Source organism: Bradyrhizobium sp. 170 (assembly GCF_023101085.1).
In the GTDB taxonomy this organism is placed as follows: Bacteria; Pseudomonadota; Alphaproteobacteria; order Rhizobiales; family Xanthobacteraceae; genus Bradyrhizobium.
On record NZ_CP064703.1, the window covers coordinates 7,692,649 to 7,708,904 of the forward strand.

Consider the following 16,256-nt stretch of genomic DNA (forward strand, 5'->3'; position numbering starts at 1 on the left):
TACGAACCGCTTGTTGTTTTCAGGCAGTGTATTCGCCATGCAACCCAAGTCCAGCCTCGACCGCGAAACAGCAATTCCGTGGCGCGGAAGCAGCCTTGCATGGAACGCGCGAATGGTTAGCTTTACGCTTCCGTTGAGTCGCGGCCTTCCGCCCGCTCTTCTCTTCATCTGGACCCAATGACTACGTTCACGCCGCATCAGGATTCCGCGCTGAAGGCCGTTGCCGACTGGCTGAAGGCCAAGCCCGGCAGGGGCGGCACGCCGCCGGTGTTCCGGCTGTTCGGCTATGCCGGCACCGGCAAGACCACGCTCGCGCGCCACATCGCCGATGGCGTCGATGGCGAGGTGAAGTATGCGGCCTTCACCGGCAAGGCGGCGCTGGTGATGCGCAACAAGGGCTGCGACAACGCCTCCACCATTCACTCGCTGATCTATCGCGCCAAGGAATCCGGCGTCGAGCAGCCGAGCTTCGAACTCTGGGACGATGCACCGGCCTCGAAGGCCAAACTGATCGTGATCGACGAATGTTCGATGGTCGATGCCGAACTCGGCCGCGACCTGATGTCGTTCGACTGTCCCCTGCTGGTGCTCGGCGATCCCGCGCAGTTGCCGCCGATCCAGGGCGGCGGCTTCTTCACGGACTGCGAGCCCGACGCGATGCTGACCGAGGTGCATCGCCAGGCGCAGGACGACCCGATCGTGCGGATGTCGATGGATATCCGCGAGGGCCGCGAACTCGAAATCGGCCGCCATGGCGAGAGCGAGGTGGTACCGCGCAGCGAGCTCGACCCGGATCGCGTGATGAGCGCCGACCAGGTGCTGGTCGGGCGCAACAACACCCGCCGTGCCTACAACATGCGGGTGCGGCAGAAGCAGAACATCGAGGATCCCTTTCCGGTGGCCGGCGACAAGCTGGTCTGCCTGCGCAACAACCGCAAGAAGGGCCTGTTCAACGGCGGGCTGTGGCGGGTGAAGTCGCGCACCCAGCCGCGCACGAAATCAAAAATCCTGACCATGCGGCTGTCGCCCGACGAGGAGTTCGGTCACAAGGTCACCAAGGTGTCGGTGCGCCATGATTGCTTCGAGGGCGGCATCGAGGCGATCCCGTGGGAGCAGCGCAAGCCGTATGACGAGTTCGACTACGGCTACGTGCTCACCGTGCACAAGTCGCAGGGCTCGCAATGGGACGACGTGGTGCTGTTTGACGAAAGCTTTGCGTTCCAGGACAGCCGGGCCAGATGGCTCTACACCGGCATCACGCGCGCGGCGAAGCGGCTGAGCGTGGTGGTGTAGCGGCCGAACCTACTTCCCCGCCACGAAGTAAAAATCCTCGCGCCCCGGCAGCGACCCGTAGGTGAACGGCTGCTGCGTGCGATTGGTGGCCTTCCAGACGTCGTCGCGGACGATGTCGAACAGCTTTCGCACTTCGATCTTCGGTTCCTTGATGACGCGCGCGAGTACCGTGGCGAACGGGCTGTTGGCGGCATCGCCGTCGAGCGCGGTCTCGCCGTGCTTGGCGGCATAGGCCACCATGAAGCCGGCTTCCGGCTCGATGTTGGAGAAGCCGCGGTTGACCAGTTTTAGCGCAATCGTCCGCTGCATGGTCTTTTCAAAGGGATTGTCACGGCAGGCGTCGAGCATGACAAGCCTCAGCTTGCGAGCGCCGGCAACAGATGCGATCACCTGTTCAAGTGCGACCGCCTGCGTCTCCGCGTCGCTGTCGGCCTTCAGCCTGGCGTCGACTGGAATCAGATAATTCACGCCGCCGATCTCCATGCCGTGACCGGCATAATAGACGACAGCCCAGTCCGCCTTCTCGGCCTCCATGCCGAATTCGTGCAGGGTGGCGAAAAATTTGTCCCGGCTGAGATCGGGCGCCACCGTCACCGTGGCAAAGCCAAGCTCGCGAAAGGTCGACGCGATCAGCTTGGCGTCGTGCGGCGGATTAGCCAGCGGAGCAACATTCCTGTAGGCGCCATTGCCGACGATCAACGCGACCTTGCGCGGCCCGGCCGGCGCTGATGGCGTGCCCTTGCCCGCCTGCGCAGGCGCCGCCGTGCCCAACAACGCCTCCAGCCGCTCCTTGGCGATACGGCGCGCCAGCGTGGTGTCGATGTCCTCGCGCCGCGCCGCAACGGCGCTGGCTGCCGAGCGATAGTCGGCACGTGCGGTGGCGATGTTGCGGCGTTTCTCGTAAAGTTGTCCGCGGCCGACATAGGCTCGAACGTAGTTCGGATTGGTCTTGAGCACCTGGTTGTAATCCTCGAGCGCGGCGTCGAGATTGCCCTTGCCGAGATGGGCGTTGGCGCGGCTTGTCAGCGTGTAGATCTGGTTCGGCGTTTTCACCAATGCCGCGTTGCAGTCGGCGATCGCTTCATCGAACTTGCCCATGCTGGTGTAGGTGATGCACCGGTAGGCCGGAACCTGCGGGCCATCGGGATTGACCTTCTGCGCTTCGGCGTAATCGGCGAGCGAGGCGTCATACAGCTTGAGCAAGCCCTCGACGCGGGCCCGGTTGTAGTGGTGGAGAAAGCGGCTCTGATCGTTGAAGACGTGTTTGACCGCCAGGTTGAATTCATCGAGGGCCCGCTGCAGTTCTCCCCTGCGCATGAAGATCAGGCCGCGGTTGTTGTAGGCACTGCCGTACGTCGGACGCAACTGCAGGCACAGGTCATAGTCGGCCAGCGCGCGCTCGTCGTCGCCCTTGTAGCTGTAGGCAATGCCGCGCGCGTTGATGACGCTGATATTCTGGGGCGCGATCTCGTGCGAGGCGGTGAACGCCGCGATCGCGCCATCGTAATCGCGCTTCTTCATCAGGCTGTCGCCACGAAACCAGAAGGCGGCGGCCCGTGAGGGGCCGGTGATCTTCTCGTCGGCGATCACGCTCTCGCAGGCCGCCAGGCGTGCGGCGGGTTCCGCCGTGGCGTTCCGGCAGGTTTCGACATCGCCGGCGGCCCGCGCGGGGCCGGCGGCAACAAGCATGACGAGACCCAGCAATAAGGCCCGCAACATCGGCAGAACGCTCCGGCACATGGAATTTGGTCGCGGCGCGCGACCGGCGGTTCATTGTGGAAAGAGAGGCCCGCACCGGTCAAGCGTGACCGATCGCCCCTCCTTAAGGCCTTGCGCGGGCGCAGCTTTATTCACGAACTCGTGTGGCGCACGCCGTAACAATCCGCGGCCCACGCCGTATCTTGGGCATCGGAGAGAGTTGAGCCGATTGCGAAACGCCGATCCCGCTCTAGACTGCCCCCAACCATTGCCGAAAGAGGAAACCATGTCCCCTCGCCATCTCAGCCACCTGTCGCTGTGCGCTGCCGCCATCGGCGCGCTGGCCATCGCCGCGGTCGCCATCAGCCCGTCGCGCGCCTCGGAGGAAGCTGTCATCATTCCGGCCCCTGCCGTTGACGTCCAGGCGGCCGACGGCATCCAGACCGCCGTGATCGCCGGTGGCTGCTTCTGGGGCGTGCAGGGCGTGTACCAGCACACGGCTGGCGTGCTCAACGCGGTGTCCGGCTATTCCGGCGGCAGCAAGATGACCGCGAACTACACCATGATCGGCACCGGCACGACGGGGCACGCCGAGGCGGTCGAGATCAAATACGACCCGAAGAAGATCAGCTACGGCAAGATCCTGCAGATTTTCTTCTCCGTCGTGCACGACCCGACGCAATTGAACCGCCAGGGCCCGGACACCGGCACGCAATATCGCTCGGCGATCTTCACCGCCAATGACGAGCAGAAGAAGGTCGCGGAGGCCTATATCGCCCAGCTCAACGCCGCCAAGGTGTACAAGAAGCCGATCGTGACCAAGGTCGGCCCGCTGCAGGCGTTCTACGCGGCGGAAGACTATCACCAGGACTACCTGACGCTGCACCCGAACCAGCCCTATATTGTCTTCAACGACATCCCGAAGGTCGAGAACCTCAAGAAGATCTTCGCGGAGAACTACATTGAGAAGCCGACGCTGGTGAGCAAGGCGAAGGCCACCAATTAAGGAGGATAGATGTCCGACACCAAAACATCCGGCAAGGTCGTCAAGAGCGAGGCCGAGTGGCGCAAGGAATTGTCGCCGATGCAGTACGCCGTGCTGCGCGAGAAGGCGACCGAGCGGCCGTTCTCGGGCGAATATGAGCACGAGCACCGCAAGGGCACCTATACCTGCGCAGGCTGCGGCCAGACGCTGTTCGAATCCGATGCCAAGTTCGACTCCGGCTGCGGCTGGCCGAGCTTCACCGCGCCCGCCGTGGATAGCCATGTCGACGAAGAGCGCGATGTCAGCCACGGCATGATCCGCACTGAAGTCTTGTGCTCGAAATGCAACGGCCATCTCGGCCACGTCTTCCCCGATGGCCCCGGCCCGACCGGCCTGCGCTACTGCATCAACTCGGCCGCCTTGAAGCTGCAGCCGAAATAGTTCCAGTAGCGCTCGAACCTGTTCTTCACCCCGTGCGACCAAGGGCTGGTCGCGCGGGGTTTTGTTTGTGGGACGCTTCCCGACCTACCCGGCGCGCAAACAAGGATGAATTTCGACATGCACATTTCCAAACGTCTGCTGTTCGGTCTCGGCGCAGCGATCCTCATCATGGAGAGCGTTGTGATCCAGCCTGCCTTTGCCGCCGACAAGGTCTCCCTGTTCAAGGTCATCACCGCCAAGGACGAGGTCGTGATCGGGATCAGCGAGGGCGATCTTGCCCAGATGGAAGGCCAGAACGCCGGCGGCGTCGCCAAAATGCTGGTCGCCAAGGGCTCGATGAGCGCGTGGCAGTACGCGGTGCGCAAATCCGCCGGCGGCGATCTCGAACAGGCGCCGCTGCACAAGATCGGCCTGATTGCCACTGACTCCCTTCGCGTCGAGCCCTATGCAACGCCGCTGAAGGTGCTGCCGATCGACGCGACGAAGAAGTGACTTCTTCCCTTCTCCCCTTGTGGGAGAAGGGCAGTGCCCCCCTTTTCGGCGGATCGACCACGGACTCGCGGCCCGGAATATGCTTTGATCCGGGCTGCGGGAGCGTTTTTGGGGAGGCGCTCGCGGGCCTTCGGGGAGCGCGCCATGTCGCTTGGAACGATACTCGTCATTATCTTGATCATATTCCTGCTCGGCGGCTTCTCCGGCCGTATCCGGGGCTATGGCTATGGCTACGGCCATTCCGGCATGGGCCTCGCTGGCGTGATTTTAATCGTGCTCCTGATCCTGCTGCTGCTCGGCAAGATTTGAGCCGTTAAGCCATTGAAAAAACTTGATTAAATTTTTGTTCCCGGCAGCCATGCGTGGATTCATCATCACCCCCGATCCGCTCGTTCAGGGGTCGCATTTTTGTCAAAGAAGCTTATATTGGGTCCTGAAATGACGTGCACGGCGCGGCCCGCCATAGTGGCCCACCGTCATCCAATCCCCATTGCTCACACGCGAGAGCCGCAAAAGATTGAGGTCACCGTCCATGCGTCCCTTCAGCTACAACACCGCCGCCGAACTGTTTCCCGCCGCGATCCGCAAGAAGAAGCGGGCCGGGTTTGCCTATCGGCGTTTTGGCACCGCGGCCGAAGCGGTTCGCTTCGCGATCGAGGAACTGCCGGCGGACTCGCTGAATGGCGCTTACCTGCAGGTCGAGGAAGCCCGCTTCGACCAGAGCGGCATCCGCTCGCTCTATGAAAGCGAAGCCTTCCCGCTGCCGCGCCGTCCGCGTGCGCCCGCCAGCGCCGAAGACAAGGCCGACGCGGCCTAAGATTCCGCGATCGATAATGGAATGCCCTCGGAGCATCTCCGAGGGCATGTTTTTTGGCGACATGTTTTCCAGCGTCATGCGTTAACGCGGCTGCCGGTCGAGCCAGCGCTTGAGCATGCGCACGTTGCGGACGTTGGCGCGGAACATGACGTCGAAAGCGTCGCCCGCGACCGGCACCAGGCCGACCACGCCGTCAACCGCGACATTGGCGAGCATCCGCGCCGTGATGTGCCAGGGCGCCCCGAGCGCGCGCGCCTCGCGCACCACCCACAGCGAAATCGCCGTCGTGATGATGTCACCGACCACGGGGATCAGCCCGATCAGCCCGTCGATGCCGTAGCGAAACTTGGTGCCCGGCACGATGAAGGCGACATCAAGCAATTTTGCGATGGCATCGAGCCGCGCCAGCCGCTGCTCGCGCGTCAGATCTCCGAACGGATTGGCGGCGGAATGACCGAAATCGAACCGCAATCCCTCGAACTGCGTATGCAGGTTCGCCTCGGGGAGCTCGTGCCCCTCCTGGTCGATCACCGGGCCGCGCCCGGCCGCGCGCGTCCGGGAAGACTGCCCGGAACGTGAACGCGGCGGCGTGTAGATATCGTCGTTTGACATGGTCATCACATGGTAACGCGAACGCGAGCTGCAAGTTGCGTCAAATTATCGCTTTCGCTTTCGACGCTGTTGATCTTTGACGCGTTTTCTTGATGCGAACCGGTCTCCGCTTCGCTTGAAAACGCTTTACCTCCCCCACGCCGCCGTCGGCGTCAGGCCGAAGCGGCGGCGGAAGCAGCGGTTGAAATAGGACAGATCGTTGAAGCCGCATGCGAAGGCGATGTCGCTGATGCGCCGCTCGCGCCCGCAACCCATAGCGACGTCATCGAGGTCGCCGGCGGATACGGCCGTGGCTGGCACCGCGGCCCCTTCGGCCGCTGCCGCGCCAACGGAACCTGACGCGCGATCGGCAACCCGCTGCCCCGACCCCGGGGTTTACCGGATAGACCGGCCGCGAAAAAAATCTAGAGTTCAAGCCTTAACCACGGTTGAGTGGGCTCGGGGCTTTCTTTCACGTAAGCGTATTGCAGTTACATGCGCATGAGCGGCGGGCCGAAAGGCCCGCCGTTTTTGCTTTGCTCGTGCGCTTGCGCGCAAAGCAAATCAGTTCGCAGTCCGTAGGGCGGGCAAAGCGAAGCGTGCCCACCATCAAGAAGCTCGCTCGATGATAGATGGTGGGAACGGCGCTATCGCGCCTTTGCCCACCCTGCGATTTTGCATCGATGCGAAGCGTTAAGTCGAATGCACCGGCCGCGGCGTGTCGGCATATCTGTGCGCCAGCCAGGACGACAGCATCGCAGGCGCCATGCCGACGATGCCGTAGAGCAGGAATTGCACCGCGCCGGTATCCGGCCCGCGCGAGCCATAGAGCAATTCCGATGCGGTGAAACCGATCGCGCCTACGATCAGCATCCGCGCCACGGGAGAAATGCGCTTGACGTGGCAGAGAATGTCATCGATGGCGCCGACCATCAGCGCCGGCACGATGCCGAACAGGTAGCTGTACTGCAGCGTCTTGACGAACGCGCCGAGGAATTTTCCGATCTCCGACCAGTTGGTCTCGGTCCAGTAGCCCGAAGCCACAGTGGTCGCGAACAGCATCAAAAACCCGCCGACGAGCGGGACGATAGCTCCGAAGATCAGATAGCGTTTCATGGCGACCTCTGCGTTGAGTCAAGTGTCGAGAACGAAGACTCACCGTCGGACCAACCGCTGGTTCCGTGACCGGACATGATCCGATCTCGACAGCGCCTTGGCCGTACACAATTTCAAATCCAGTCAGGGCGGAGTCAAGAGGTCAGCAACCTTCGATGCCAAAGCCGCCGTCAGGCAGACCGGCTCAGTTTGCCATTGGCAGCCGTCGACACTGCTGCCGGCTCGTTCTTCTTGGCCAGAATCCGATCCGATCCAAACCGGATGGTCCATTGCGCGACCGACAGCAACAAGGACTCAAACACCGCCACGCATTGTTCGAGCTCCCGGTCGGTGGATGGCGGGCAATTGGGCCGGTTGCGGACGATCATCGTCGTTGTCGACCAGGTCAGCCGGGCGGCCTTGCAGGCGACGATCAGCCCATACACCCGGTCGGGTTCGAGCAAGGGTTCGATCGCCTCGACCTTGACGTCGGCCTTCAAGGCAAGCGCTGCGACCACGTGGGTGTATTCACCCCTCACCGCGAACCGGTTGACGATTGAATCATTCAGCTTGCCGGTACGATTGAGCGCAACGACCTCGCTTTGCGCCTGGGTATAGTCTATCGCCTTCCGGGCCGCGCCGCTCTGTCCGGCGGCCGCGGCAGAACCTTTCCCCCGCACGACAGGCCGCGGCGCCGTCAGGAACCGCGCGCGAACCACGTCGGCAACCTTGCCAATGAGCTCGCGCAGCAAGCTGCCGGGAATGTCCAGGCGAACGCCGAGCTTTTCCGCCAGCCCCTCGTCACGCTCTGCCCGCCCCACCAGCGTCGCGTAGCCGCATTCGGAGAAACGTGCGCCGGCGTTCCGCGCGAGTGCATTGGAGACGTTGACGTCGCCAAATCTCATCAGCGCGTCCGTCAGCGCTTCGTTGAGCGCCTTCCGGTCGCAGATCGCCAGCAGATGCTGCTGGCTACGGCTTTTGACGATTTCAAGAAGGTCGGCTTCCGACAGACAGCCGGAGCTTCTCAGGACCGGCGCGGCGACCTGGGGCTGTTCGTGGAACGCAAGCTGGCGGATCGTCTGTCGCGGGGCCCGGTCGATGGTGGCGAGCGCCTCGCTGAGCTGGATCACGGTCGTTGCGTCCACCCGCGCGATCAGGTGGGCGAGGACGCCATCGACCGCAGCGATCTGCGAGTCACCGAGGCGACCGACATTGGACAGGAACAGGTCCGTCACCTCGCCGAAAATCCGGGCATCGTGCTCGGGTCCATCCTCTTCGGCGCCATTCAATTCCTTGCGCAGATCCGTCGAAGCGGCAGGCATGACTATCCCGCCTCCGCACCGGTCGTGCCGGCTCGCCGCATGACCCCATTTGCGCAAGTTCGCGTCATGCGGAATGCTCCCAGCAGCCGCGCCATCGCAGGGACGGCCGGGGTCTTCGTGGATCCATCGGCAGCGGAATGAACAAACATTTGAGCGCCATTCGAAAGGCCGGTTTCGGCAGCCTTTTCACTCCAACGAAAGCAATGAGCCGGGTGCGAGCAATAGCCGCTGATCGTACCCGGGCTTCCCTAACGGGTGGTTGTTTCGGTACCGGGAATTTCCGCATTTATACTGAGTTTTGCAGCGCGGAAGGCGAGCCCGGCCGGTTGCGGCAACCGGGCCGGGCAACGGCCGCTTCCGGGGGCCTCACCGCTACAATCCGCACAGGACCGTCATCACCCACGAGGCGGGTGATCCAGTATTCCAGAGACGTTCATAGTCCATCGAGAAGCTGCGGCGTACTGGATCCCCGCCCCAGTGCGCAATTGCGCACAAGGCGGGATATGACAAGCGGAGGCGGGCGGTTCGATCGCGCTCGAGGACGAAAGACGCAGAGACCCGCATCTGTGCCTTCTTTGGAATCCATCGACCTGGAAAGAACGCAGCGTCAATGCCGAGTTGTCTCTGCGCTTCGGTCGACGTGGCGCGCACGCAACAGTTAAGGAAGTGTTGGCGCGAGCCATTGCAGCTTCGCAGCATTAGCGCATAATTCGCGGCGGAGCGGCGCAGCACTTTTGATTCGAACATCGGCAGAAATCGAGCAACCACACCGGGTGATTCCCGGGTGATGGATGACGCGTGCGGCAGCGCAAACCGCGTGCAGCGCCCCCGATGAACAGCGGCCAGCACCGCGCGCAACCTTGGGGAACGCATCGATGACTTTCCACCATACAAGCAGGATCGCACTTCTCTTCGCCATCGCCTTCGCGACGACGGCACTTTCCGTAACTCCGAGCCTCGCCTTCTCGTCGGAGGCGCAGCAGATGTGCACCGGCGACGCCATGCGGCTATGCGGCCATGAAGTTCCCAATGTCCAGAGAATCACCGCCTGCATGGTCAGGCAGCGCGCGAATCTCAGTCCGGGCTGCCGTGCCGTGATGGAGCGCGGCCACGCCGCGCGGAGGCGAGCTGCCGCCGCGGAGTGACCGGTCTTCGCGCGAAGACGAACAGAACGGCTTCAGCAGAGCTGCGTGCAATGCCGAGGCCGTCTTCTTGCTGGACCCGGTCGCTACCTGTGCAGCGATCGATTTAGCGATCGATCTAGCTATCGATTTCCTGGCTCAGTAGAGATCAGCTCAGGCTGGAGAGCGCATCTGCGGCGCTCCAGCCACTCGCGCCATAGCTACTCCCCCCACAGCGCGAACGCGTCGTTGAACGCGCGTTCGCCGGGGGCGCCCTTTTCGATCGCGATGATGGCGCGGCGCTGGTTGACGTAGACCAAGGGCACGTCGAACCAGGAGCGCTCCTTCAGGAGCTGCAAATTGCGGGCGCGGTCGGAATCGACGTTGGAGAGCCCAACCAGGAAGAAGCCGTCGGTGACTTTCACGGCGAGACCGGCCAGCGGCGTGCCGCGCGCCTGCTCGTTGGACTTCATCAAAATGCCCGGCACGTTGCCGACGCCGCCGCCGGAGAAATCCTGCGGCAGGATGAAGGTCAATTCCGCGGTGTGGCTCGCCGGCAGCGACGAGTCGGTATTGCGGCGGAACGACATCGTCATCTTGAACTTGCGGTCGGGAATCTCGATGTCGGCGCGCACGGCGACATCAGGCTTCTGGTTGCCGCTCGCCTTGATCGGTTCGGTGCGCCAGATCACCGAGCCGACATATTGCTTGCCCTTGGGATCGGACGGGTCCTCGTCATACAGCACGACGCGCTGCGCCACCGGCGCGACGTTCTCGCTACCCGGCTGGCCGACGCGGTCGGGTATCTTCGGGCGCGACTGGGGTGCGGCCGGATCCTTTGGCGCTTCCACTGCAGTGGAGGATTTGAACAGGCTGCTCACGGTCGTGACGACCGACTTGCCCCACAGGATGCCGGCGCCGACCAGAATGAGCACGATGCCGACGGCGATCGCGCTCTTGAAAGGAAATACGGTGCCTGCGCGGGCGCGCTTCTTCGGCTCGCGGTCGCGATCCTGCGAGAGCCGCGAGCGCTCACGCGGCGGCGGCGTCTGCGGCGACTGCGGCGCGTAACGGTCGGCCTCCGCCAGCGATTCGTCATACGAATAGGGCGCGTCGGGATCGGCGCCGCGGTTTTCCATGCTCGGCTCGAGCCGGTCGAATTCCGGCGAAGGCGACGGCACGTTGGCATAGGTCTTTCGCGCGGCACGGTTGGCCTGCGCCGCGGCGCGGCCGAGATCGTCGGCGTCGGCGGCGATGTCGCGGAAACCGCGCATGCCGGGCGGCTGCGGCGGCATCGGCGGCGGGCCATTACCGTTGTCGGGGCCGCGGCGGGGGCCGCCGCCGCGCTCGCGGGGCGGCGGTGGCGGCAGGCCGGCATCCTGCATCGGAATCTGCGGCGGCTGCGGGCGCGGTGCGCCGGGCGGCGGCGCATCGGCGCGCAGATTGCGCGGCGGGCGTTGTTCGTCCTGGCCAAGCGGCGGACGGGCCTCGCGCGAGGGGGCTTGAGAAGGCGGACGCTGCTGCCGCAGGGCGCCGGACGGCGCGCCGGGAGGGCCTGCGGATTCCGGCGGCCGGGCATTGGCGCGGCGGAAAGCGTCGCCACCACGCGGGGCACCGCTGCCGCCGCCGGGCCGCGAGGCCTCGCGGGCGCGCTGGGCGGCTTCCGATTCGACCTTGCGCACGGCTTCTTCCAGCGAAAGCCGCTCACGGGTGATTTCGGATTCGGAAAGCGGCGGCTGAACGCTGCGCAACTGCGCGATCAGCGCGGTGCGCGCCCGCTCATAGAGCGCACGCCGACTCTCGCCTGGAGCATTGGGGTCCAGGCCGGCGATGGCGCGTGCGATCAGCGGGTAATAATCAGCCATTTCTCTTCAATACTGCTGCCCCGGCCGTAACATCCCGTTAAGCCTCAAACGGGTTCTGTACCAGGATAGTATCCTCGCGTTCGGGGCTGGTGGAAAGCAATGCAATCGGACAACCCACGAGTTCCTCGACCCGGCGGACATATTTGATCGCCTGGGCCGGCAGATCTGCCCAGGAACGGGCGTTGGCGGTCGGCTCTTTCCAGCCTTCGATCGTCTCATAAATCGGCACCACCCGGGCCTGAGCGCCCTCGCCCGCCGGCAGATGGTCGATTTCCTTGCCGTCCAGCATGTAGCCGGTGCAGACCTCGATGGTGTCGAAGCCGTCGAGAATGTCGAGTTTTGTAAGGGCGAGCCCGGTGATGCCGCAGGTGCGGACCGTCTGCCGCACCAGCACGGCATCGAACCAGCCGCAGCGACGCTTGCGGCCGGTGTTGACGCCGAACTCCTTGCCGCGGCGGCCGATCTCCTCGCCGATTTCGTTGTTGAGTTCGGTCGGGAACGGCCCCTGGCCGACGCGGGTCGTGTAGGCCTTGCAGATGCCGAGCACATAGCCGACCGCGCCCGGGCCCATGCCGGTGCCGGTCGCCGCCTGCGCCGCCACCGTGTTGGACGAGGTGACGTAGGGATAGGTGCCGTGATCCACATCCAGAAGCGCGCCCTGCGCGCCCTCGAACAGGATGCGCTTGCCCTCGCGGCGTTTGATGTCGAGCAGCCGCCACACCGTCTCGGCATACGGCAACAGCTTTGGCGCGAACGCGGAGAGCTCCTTCAGGATGCCGCCACCGTCGATCTCCTCCAGATTGAGCCCGCGGCGCAGCGCGTTGTGATGCGCCAGCAGACGGTCGATCTTGTGCGGCAGCGTGTCGAGGTCGGCTAAGTCCATCAGGCGGATGGCGCGGCGGCCGACCTTGTCTTCATAGGCAGGTCCGATGCCGCGGCGGGTGGTGCCGATCGCAGTGTTGGCATTGGATGATTCGCGCAGCGCATCGAGCTCGCGGTGCAGCGGCAGGATCAGCGTGACGTTCTCGGCGACGCGCAGGTTTTCCGGGCTGATGGCGACGCCCTGGCCCTTCAGTCTTGCGACTTCGTCAAGGAAGGCCTGCGGATCGAACACCACGCCATTGCCGATCACGGCGAGCTTCGAGGGCCGCAGCACGCCGGAAGGCAGCAGCGCCAGCTTGTAGGTCTCGCCATTGATGACGAGCGTATGGCCGGCATTGTGGCCGCCCTGGAAGCGCACGACGATATCGGCCTGCTCCGACAACCAGTCGACGATCTTGCCCTTCCCCTCGTCGCCCCATTGGGCGCCGACGACGACAACGTTGGCCATTTCTAAAGTGTTCCCTGCAAATCTGATGGTCCCAGCATGACCTTTCCGGAAAACCGGTCTCCACTTTTCCGAATCATGCGCTAGCTTGCCCAGCCAAAATCACGGCCGGGGCCGTTCGCATGCGAGGCAGCCCCACCGGATAAAGGAAGCGGGTGCTCTAGGCAAGCAAGAAGGCGGTTTTAGGGGGGTCTTAGAACCGATCCAACCCATTGATATCCCCGTAAAATTCCTGACCACCGGGCGACAGACGCATTAACATCCGGCAATGACGGAAAGGCCATGTCGAAAACCACCCGTGCAACCCAGGCGCTGGAAAAGCTGGGCATGAAATTCACCCTGCATGCCTATGACTACGACCCGGATGCGGCGAGCATCGGTCTGCAGGCGGCGGACGCGCTCGGCGTTGAGCCTGCGCGCGTGCTCAAGACGCTGATGGCCGAGGTTGACGGCAAGCCGGTCTGCGCCGTGGTGCCGTCGGACTGCGAAGTTAGCATGAAAAAACTCGCAGGCGCCTTCGGGGCGAAGGCGGCGAAGATGATGCGGCCGGCCGATGCCGAACGGCTGACCGGCTACCATGTCGGCGGCATCTCGCCGTTCGGGCAGAAGAAGCGCGTGCCGGTCGCGATCGAGGAAGCCGCGCTCGGCCATCCAAGCGTGTTCCTCAATGGCGGCCAGCGCGGCCTGCAGGTCGAACTCGCTCCCCAGGACGCCGTGAAGGCTGCGGGCGCGATCGCGCGCGCACTGGTGGCGTGAGCGGCCTTGGCTTCGGCTTCGGCTAGCCGCTACGTGGTGAGTTGTTGCTGCGTCTGCGCCCATAGCATCGCCTCGATGATGGCCCTGCGCAGTTTCGGGCGCTGCTCCTCATCGCATTCGATGAACGCCAGAATGGAATTGGCGCGAACGGCAAACTGGTGACGTGTTTCGGCTTCGGCTTCTTCGGCCGACATCGGCTTGTTCAAAGGAATAACCCATCATCTCTAGAAATTCGCCTCACGGACAGACGAAGCTGCTGCGCAGCCGCCGCCTGCAAAACCGTGGTCCCAGCGATCGAACGAACGCCTGTACTGAAATTAACCTGGAATAACCCACTGCATGCGCCCGGAAAACAAACCAAGGTTGGGTCGCATGAATCAATCGTCCTTTGATTGCATATTCGCCCGCCCGCTGGCAACCCCAAAACAACAGGCAAGGAACAGACAAGGGGAAAGCTGAGTCGGGCTGCATGGTCGCGATGCGTCCTGCACCATTGATGAGCACCGCAAATCCGTGTCTGTGGCAGGGGCCGGGCTACATTTCCGGCCCGGCGACGTCAGCCGGGCGGGCCGCGGCGCCATCAACCGGGCCTTATCCCTCAATGACGGCTTCCGAACAGACTTCACCCGCCCGATCCGGGAACTGGCTCGCCAACCAGCCTTACCTGCTGCTCAGCATCACCGCGCTGTGCTGGGCCGGCAACGCCATTGTCGGGCGGATGGCCGCCGGCCACATCGCGCCGGTGACGCTTTCCTTCCTGCGCTGGTCGTTCGCATTCCTGATCATCCTGCCGTTTGCCTGGAAGCATCTGGTCCGCGACTGGGGCGCGATCCGCGGCCGGCTCGGCATCATGATCGTGCTCTCGATCACCGGCATCGGCGCGTTCAATACCCTGCAATACTGGGCGCTTGAGCATACCCAGGCGTTGAACACGCTGCTGTTGCAGTCGGCGGGACCGCTGGTGGTCGCGGTGTGGTCGCTCGTGCTGCTCGGGGTACGACTGACGCTGGCTCAGACCGCGGGCGTTTTGCTGTCGATGGCCGGCGTGCTGATCATCCTGATGCATGGCGACCTCACCAAGCTTTCCAATATCGAGTTCAACCGCGGCGACCTGATCTTCATCGTGGCGCTGGCGATCTTCGGGATCTATTCGGTGCTGTCGCTAAAACGCCCCGATATCCACGGCCTGTCGTTCGTCGCCTTCACCTTCGGGGCCGGCGCGGCCTGCCTGATCCCGCTGTTCATCTGGGAACTGTTCGCGCGGCCGCTGATGCAGATCGATGCGGCGAACCTGCTGACGCTCGCCTATGTCGCGCTGTTTCCCTCGACGATCGCCTATCTCTGCTACAATCGCGGCGTGCAACTGATCGGCGCCAACCGCGCCGCGCCGTTCTTCCACGTGGTGCCGGTGTTCGGAACCATCATGTCGATCGTCTTCCTCGGCGAGCATCCGCAAGCGTTCCACTTCATCGGCTTCGCGCTGGTGTTGACCGGGGTGTTTGTGGCGTCGCGAAAGGCCTCTGCGTAGCGTTCCCTCTCCCGGACGCGAGGCAAAGGGACCGCGGTGACTTGGCCCGGCAAATCCGCTACTTCTTGGACCCGCTTCGTTTAAGGGCATTCGATGAAGGTTCGCGCCAGCAATCTGATGATCGGCACGCTCGTCCTGGCCCTGATCGGGGGATCGCTGGGCGGGTTTCTCGGCTACCAGAAGTTCGTCAGCGCCAAGCAGAAGGTGCCGTTCCGCGTGGTCTTCGAAGGCTCGGCGTCCGGCCTGCGCAAGGGTGGCAGCGTGAATTTCGCCGGCATCCGGGTTGGCGAAGTGGTGTCGCTCAAGCTCGATCATCCGCGCCGCGTCGTGGCGCTGACCATGATCGACGGCAACACGCCGGTGAAGAGCGACACCCAGGTCGGCCTCGAATTTCAGGGGCTGACCGGCATTGCGGCGATCTCGTTCACCGGCGGATCGGACGAGGCGCCGCCGCCGCCAAGGGGCGCGGACGGCATTCCCGAGCTGACCGCCGATCCGGAAGGCACGCTCAACACCCAGGAAAAGATCCGCGTGGCGCTACGCAACGTCGACAGGGTGATCGCCGACAACGAAGTGGCAATCAAGGACACGCTGCGGAATTTCGAGACGTTCACGGCCTCGCTGTCCGGCAATGGCGCGAGGATTACCAGCATCATCGCGACCGCCGAAAGCGGCGTCGACGCCGTCGACGGAGCGCTGACCAAGACCAAGGACTTCTTCGGCAGCCTCGCCAGCGACAAATATGGCGGCGAATTGCTGCCGACCGTGATCTCGATGCGCGAGCTGATCGAAAGTTTCGACAAGAAATCCGGGCAGTTGATCGCCGAGACGCGAAAAATGCTCGGTGACGTCAGCGCATCCGTCAACAAGGCGGGCCAGAAATTTGGCGGGCCGCCTCCCCGGCGCTAACCTGCCTTTCGCACAA

General features: G+C 63.7%; 17 protein-coding genes and 1 pseudogene. 10 read left to right on the top strand and 8 right to left on the bottom strand.

Annotated elements, in window-relative coordinates:
• Nucleotides 1–177 precede the first annotated feature (177 nt).
• Nucleotides 178–1,293 carry an ATP-dependent RecD-like DNA helicase gene (locus IVB05_RS35865; protein WP_247780752.1) on the top strand — a complete coding sequence of 372 codons (1,116 nt, stop codon included), beginning with the start codon at nucleotides 178–180 and terminating at the stop codon, nucleotides 1,291–1,293.
• Nucleotides 1,294–1,302: 9 nt separating this feature from the next.
• On the opposite strand, the gene IVB05_RS35870 is transcribed toward IVB05_RS35865, so the two are convergent.
• Nucleotides 1,303–3,012: a caspase family protein gene (locus tag IVB05_RS35870; protein WP_247780753.1), complete on the bottom strand. Its 1,710-nt coding sequence runs from the start codon at nucleotides 3,010–3,012 to the stop codon at nucleotides 1,303–1,305.
• Nucleotides 3,013–3,277: 265 nt separating this feature from the next.
• Between IVB05_RS35870 and msrA the strand changes: the two genes are divergently transcribed.
• From msrA to IVB05_RS35895, 5 genes are all read left to right on the top strand, one after another.
• On the top strand, nucleotides 3,278–3,997 hold the full coding sequence (gene msrA / locus IVB05_RS35875) for a peptide-methionine (S)-S-oxide reductase MsrA (protein WP_247780754.1): 720 nt from the start codon (nucleotides 3,278–3,280) through the stop codon (nucleotides 3,995–3,997).
• 9 nt (nucleotides 3,998–4,006) lie between these two features.
• Entirely contained in the window at nucleotides 4,007–4,417 is a 411-nt protein-coding gene (msrB, locus tag IVB05_RS35880; protein ID WP_247780755.1) for a peptide-methionine (R)-S-oxide reductase MsrB, read from the top strand.
• A 117-nt stretch (nucleotides 4,418–4,534) separates the two neighbouring features.
• Complete coding sequence (locus tag IVB05_RS35885) at nucleotides 4,535–4,909, top strand: hypothetical protein (protein ID WP_247780756.1); 375 nt, start codon at nucleotides 4,535–4,537, stop codon at nucleotides 4,907–4,909.
• 144 nt (nucleotides 4,910–5,053) lie between these two features.
• A complete protein-coding gene (locus IVB05_RS35890) occupies nucleotides 5,054–5,218 on the top strand; it encodes a DUF3309 family protein (protein ID WP_247780758.1) in 165 nt (54 codons plus the stop codon).
• Nucleotides 5,219–5,441: 223 nt separating this feature from the next.
• Nucleotides 5,442–5,726, top strand: coding sequence for a hypothetical protein (locus IVB05_RS35895; RefSeq protein WP_212417802.1), 285 nt, complete (start codon nucleotides 5,442–5,444; stop codon nucleotides 5,724–5,726).
• Nucleotides 5,727–5,807: 81 nt separating this feature from the next.
• Here IVB05_RS35895 and IVB05_RS35900 read toward each other — a convergent pair whose 3' ends face one another.
• The 4 genes and pseudogenes from IVB05_RS35900 to IVB05_RS35915 form a co-directional block, all read right to left on the bottom strand.
• Complete coding sequence (locus IVB05_RS35900; RefSeq protein ID WP_247780759.1) at nucleotides 5,808–6,344, bottom strand: DUF4112 domain-containing protein; 537 nt, start codon at nucleotides 6,342–6,344, stop codon at nucleotides 5,808–5,810.
• A 120-nt stretch (nucleotides 6,345–6,464) separates the two neighbouring features.
• Nucleotides 6,465–6,578: pseudogene (locus tag IVB05_RS35905) on the bottom strand (AraC family transcriptional regulator); the annotation flags it as partial.
• A 432-nt stretch (nucleotides 6,579–7,010) separates the two neighbouring features.
• Nucleotides 7,011–7,433: a DUF5413 family protein gene (locus tag IVB05_RS35910; protein WP_247780760.1), complete on the bottom strand. Its 423-nt coding sequence runs from the start codon at nucleotides 7,431–7,433 to the stop codon at nucleotides 7,011–7,013.
• A gap of 170 nt (nucleotides 7,434–7,603) precedes the next feature.
• Entirely contained in the window at nucleotides 7,604–8,734 is a 1,131-nt protein-coding gene (locus IVB05_RS35915) for a DUF2336 domain-containing protein (protein WP_247780762.1), read from the bottom strand.
• An 875-nt stretch (nucleotides 8,735–9,609) separates the two neighbouring features.
• Here IVB05_RS35915 and IVB05_RS35920 point away from each other — a divergent pair.
• Entirely contained in the window at nucleotides 9,610–9,879 is a 270-nt protein-coding gene (locus tag IVB05_RS35920; protein ID WP_247780764.1) for a hypothetical protein, read from the top strand.
• A gap of 197 nt (nucleotides 9,880–10,076) precedes the next feature.
• Here the strand turns inward: IVB05_RS35920 and IVB05_RS35925 are convergent, their stop codons facing one another.
• Together IVB05_RS35925 and IVB05_RS35930 are read right to left on the bottom strand one after the other, a co-directional pair.
• Entirely contained in the window at nucleotides 10,077–11,720 is a 1,644-nt protein-coding gene (locus IVB05_RS35925) for a hypothetical protein (RefSeq protein WP_247780767.1), read from the bottom strand.
• A 37-nt stretch (nucleotides 11,721–11,757) separates the two neighbouring features.
• The gene (locus IVB05_RS35930) at nucleotides 11,758–13,050 is read right to left on the bottom strand and encodes an adenylosuccinate synthase (protein WP_247780768.1); all 1,293 of its coding nucleotides are present in this window, start codon (nucleotides 13,048–13,050) and stop codon (nucleotides 11,758–11,760) included.
• Between the two features lie 279 nt (nucleotides 13,051–13,329).
• On the opposite strand from IVB05_RS35930, the gene ybaK reads away from it, so the two are divergent.
• Nucleotides 13,330–13,803, top strand: a complete 474-nt coding sequence (ybaK, locus tag IVB05_RS35935) for a Cys-tRNA(Pro) deacylase (protein ID WP_247780771.1) — start codon at nucleotides 13,330–13,332, stop codon at nucleotides 13,801–13,803.
• A gap of 29 nt (nucleotides 13,804–13,832) precedes the next feature.
• Here the strand turns inward: ybaK and IVB05_RS35940 are convergent, their stop codons facing one another.
• A complete protein-coding gene (locus IVB05_RS35940; RefSeq protein WP_247780773.1) occupies nucleotides 13,833–13,997 on the bottom strand; it encodes a hypothetical protein in 165 nt (54 codons plus the stop codon).
• A 407-nt stretch (nucleotides 13,998–14,404) separates the two neighbouring features.
• Here IVB05_RS35940 and IVB05_RS35945 point away from each other — a divergent pair, with 407 nt between their 5' ends.
• Together IVB05_RS35945 and IVB05_RS35950 are read left to right on the top strand one after the other, a co-directional pair.
• A complete protein-coding gene (locus tag IVB05_RS35945; protein ID WP_247787254.1) occupies nucleotides 14,405–15,331 on the top strand; it encodes a DMT family transporter in 927 nt (308 codons plus the stop codon).
• Nucleotides 15,332–15,424: 93 nt separating this feature from the next.
• Entirely contained in the window at nucleotides 15,425–16,240 is an 816-nt protein-coding gene (locus IVB05_RS35950) for an MlaD family protein (RefSeq protein WP_247780774.1), read from the top strand.
• Nucleotides 16,241–16,256 lie beyond the last annotated feature (16 nt).

Bases quoted from the DNA above. Each gene is read 5' to 3' on its own strand.
- IVB05_RS35865 (WP_247780752.1), top strand. From the start codon at position 178: ATGACTACGTTCACGCCGCATCAGGATTCCGCGCTGAAGGCCGTTGCC.
- IVB05_RS35870 (WP_247780753.1), bottom strand. From the start codon at position 3,012: ATGTTGCGGGCCTTATTGCTGGGTCTCGTCATGCTTGTTGCCGCCGGC.
- msrA (WP_247780754.1), top strand. From the start codon at position 3,278: ATGTCCCCTCGCCATCTCAGCCACCTGTCGCTGTGCGCTGCCGCCATC.
- msrB (WP_247780755.1), top strand. From the start codon at position 4,007: ATGTCCGACACCAAAACATCCGGCAAGGTCGTCAAGAGCGAGGCCGAG.
- IVB05_RS35885 (WP_247780756.1), top strand. From the start codon at position 4,535: ATGCACATTTCCAAACGTCTGCTGTTCGGTCTCGGCGCAGCGATCCTC.
- IVB05_RS35890 (WP_247780758.1), top strand. From the start codon at position 5,054: ATGTCGCTTGGAACGATACTCGTCATTATCTTGATCATATTCCTGCTC.
- IVB05_RS35895 (WP_212417802.1), top strand. From the start codon at position 5,442: ATGCGTCCCTTCAGCTACAACACCGCCGCCGAACTGTTTCCCGCCGCG.
- IVB05_RS35900 (WP_247780759.1), bottom strand. From the start codon at position 6,344: ATGACCATGTCAAACGACGATATCTACACGCCGCCGCGTTCACGTTCC.
- IVB05_RS35910 (WP_247780760.1), bottom strand. From the start codon at position 7,433: ATGAAACGCTATCTGATCTTCGGAGCTATCGTCCCGCTCGTCGGCGGG.
- IVB05_RS35915 (WP_247780762.1), bottom strand. From the start codon at position 8,734: ATGCCTGCCGCTTCGACGGATCTGCGCAAGGAATTGAATGGCGCCGAA.
- IVB05_RS35920 (WP_247780764.1), top strand. From the start codon at position 9,610: ATGACTTTCCACCATACAAGCAGGATCGCACTTCTCTTCGCCATCGCC.
- IVB05_RS35925 (WP_247780767.1), bottom strand. From the start codon at position 11,720: ATGGCTGATTATTACCCGCTGATCGCACGCGCCATCGCCGGCCTGGAC.
- IVB05_RS35930 (WP_247780768.1), bottom strand. From the start codon at position 13,050: ATGGCCAACGTTGTCGTCGTCGGCGCCCAATGGGGCGACGAGGGGAAG.
- ybaK (WP_247780771.1), top strand. From the start codon at position 13,330: ATGTCGAAAACCACCCGTGCAACCCAGGCGCTGGAAAAGCTGGGCATG.
- IVB05_RS35940 (WP_247780773.1), bottom strand. From the start codon at position 13,997: ATGTCGGCCGAAGAAGCCGAAGCCGAAACACGTCACCAGTTTGCCGTT.
- IVB05_RS35945 (WP_247787254.1), top strand. From the start codon at position 14,405: ATGACGGCTTCCGAACAGACTTCACCCGCCCGATCCGGGAACTGGCTC.
- IVB05_RS35950 (WP_247780774.1), top strand. From the start codon at position 15,425: ATGAAGGTTCGCGCCAGCAATCTGATGATCGGCACGCTCGTCCTGGCC.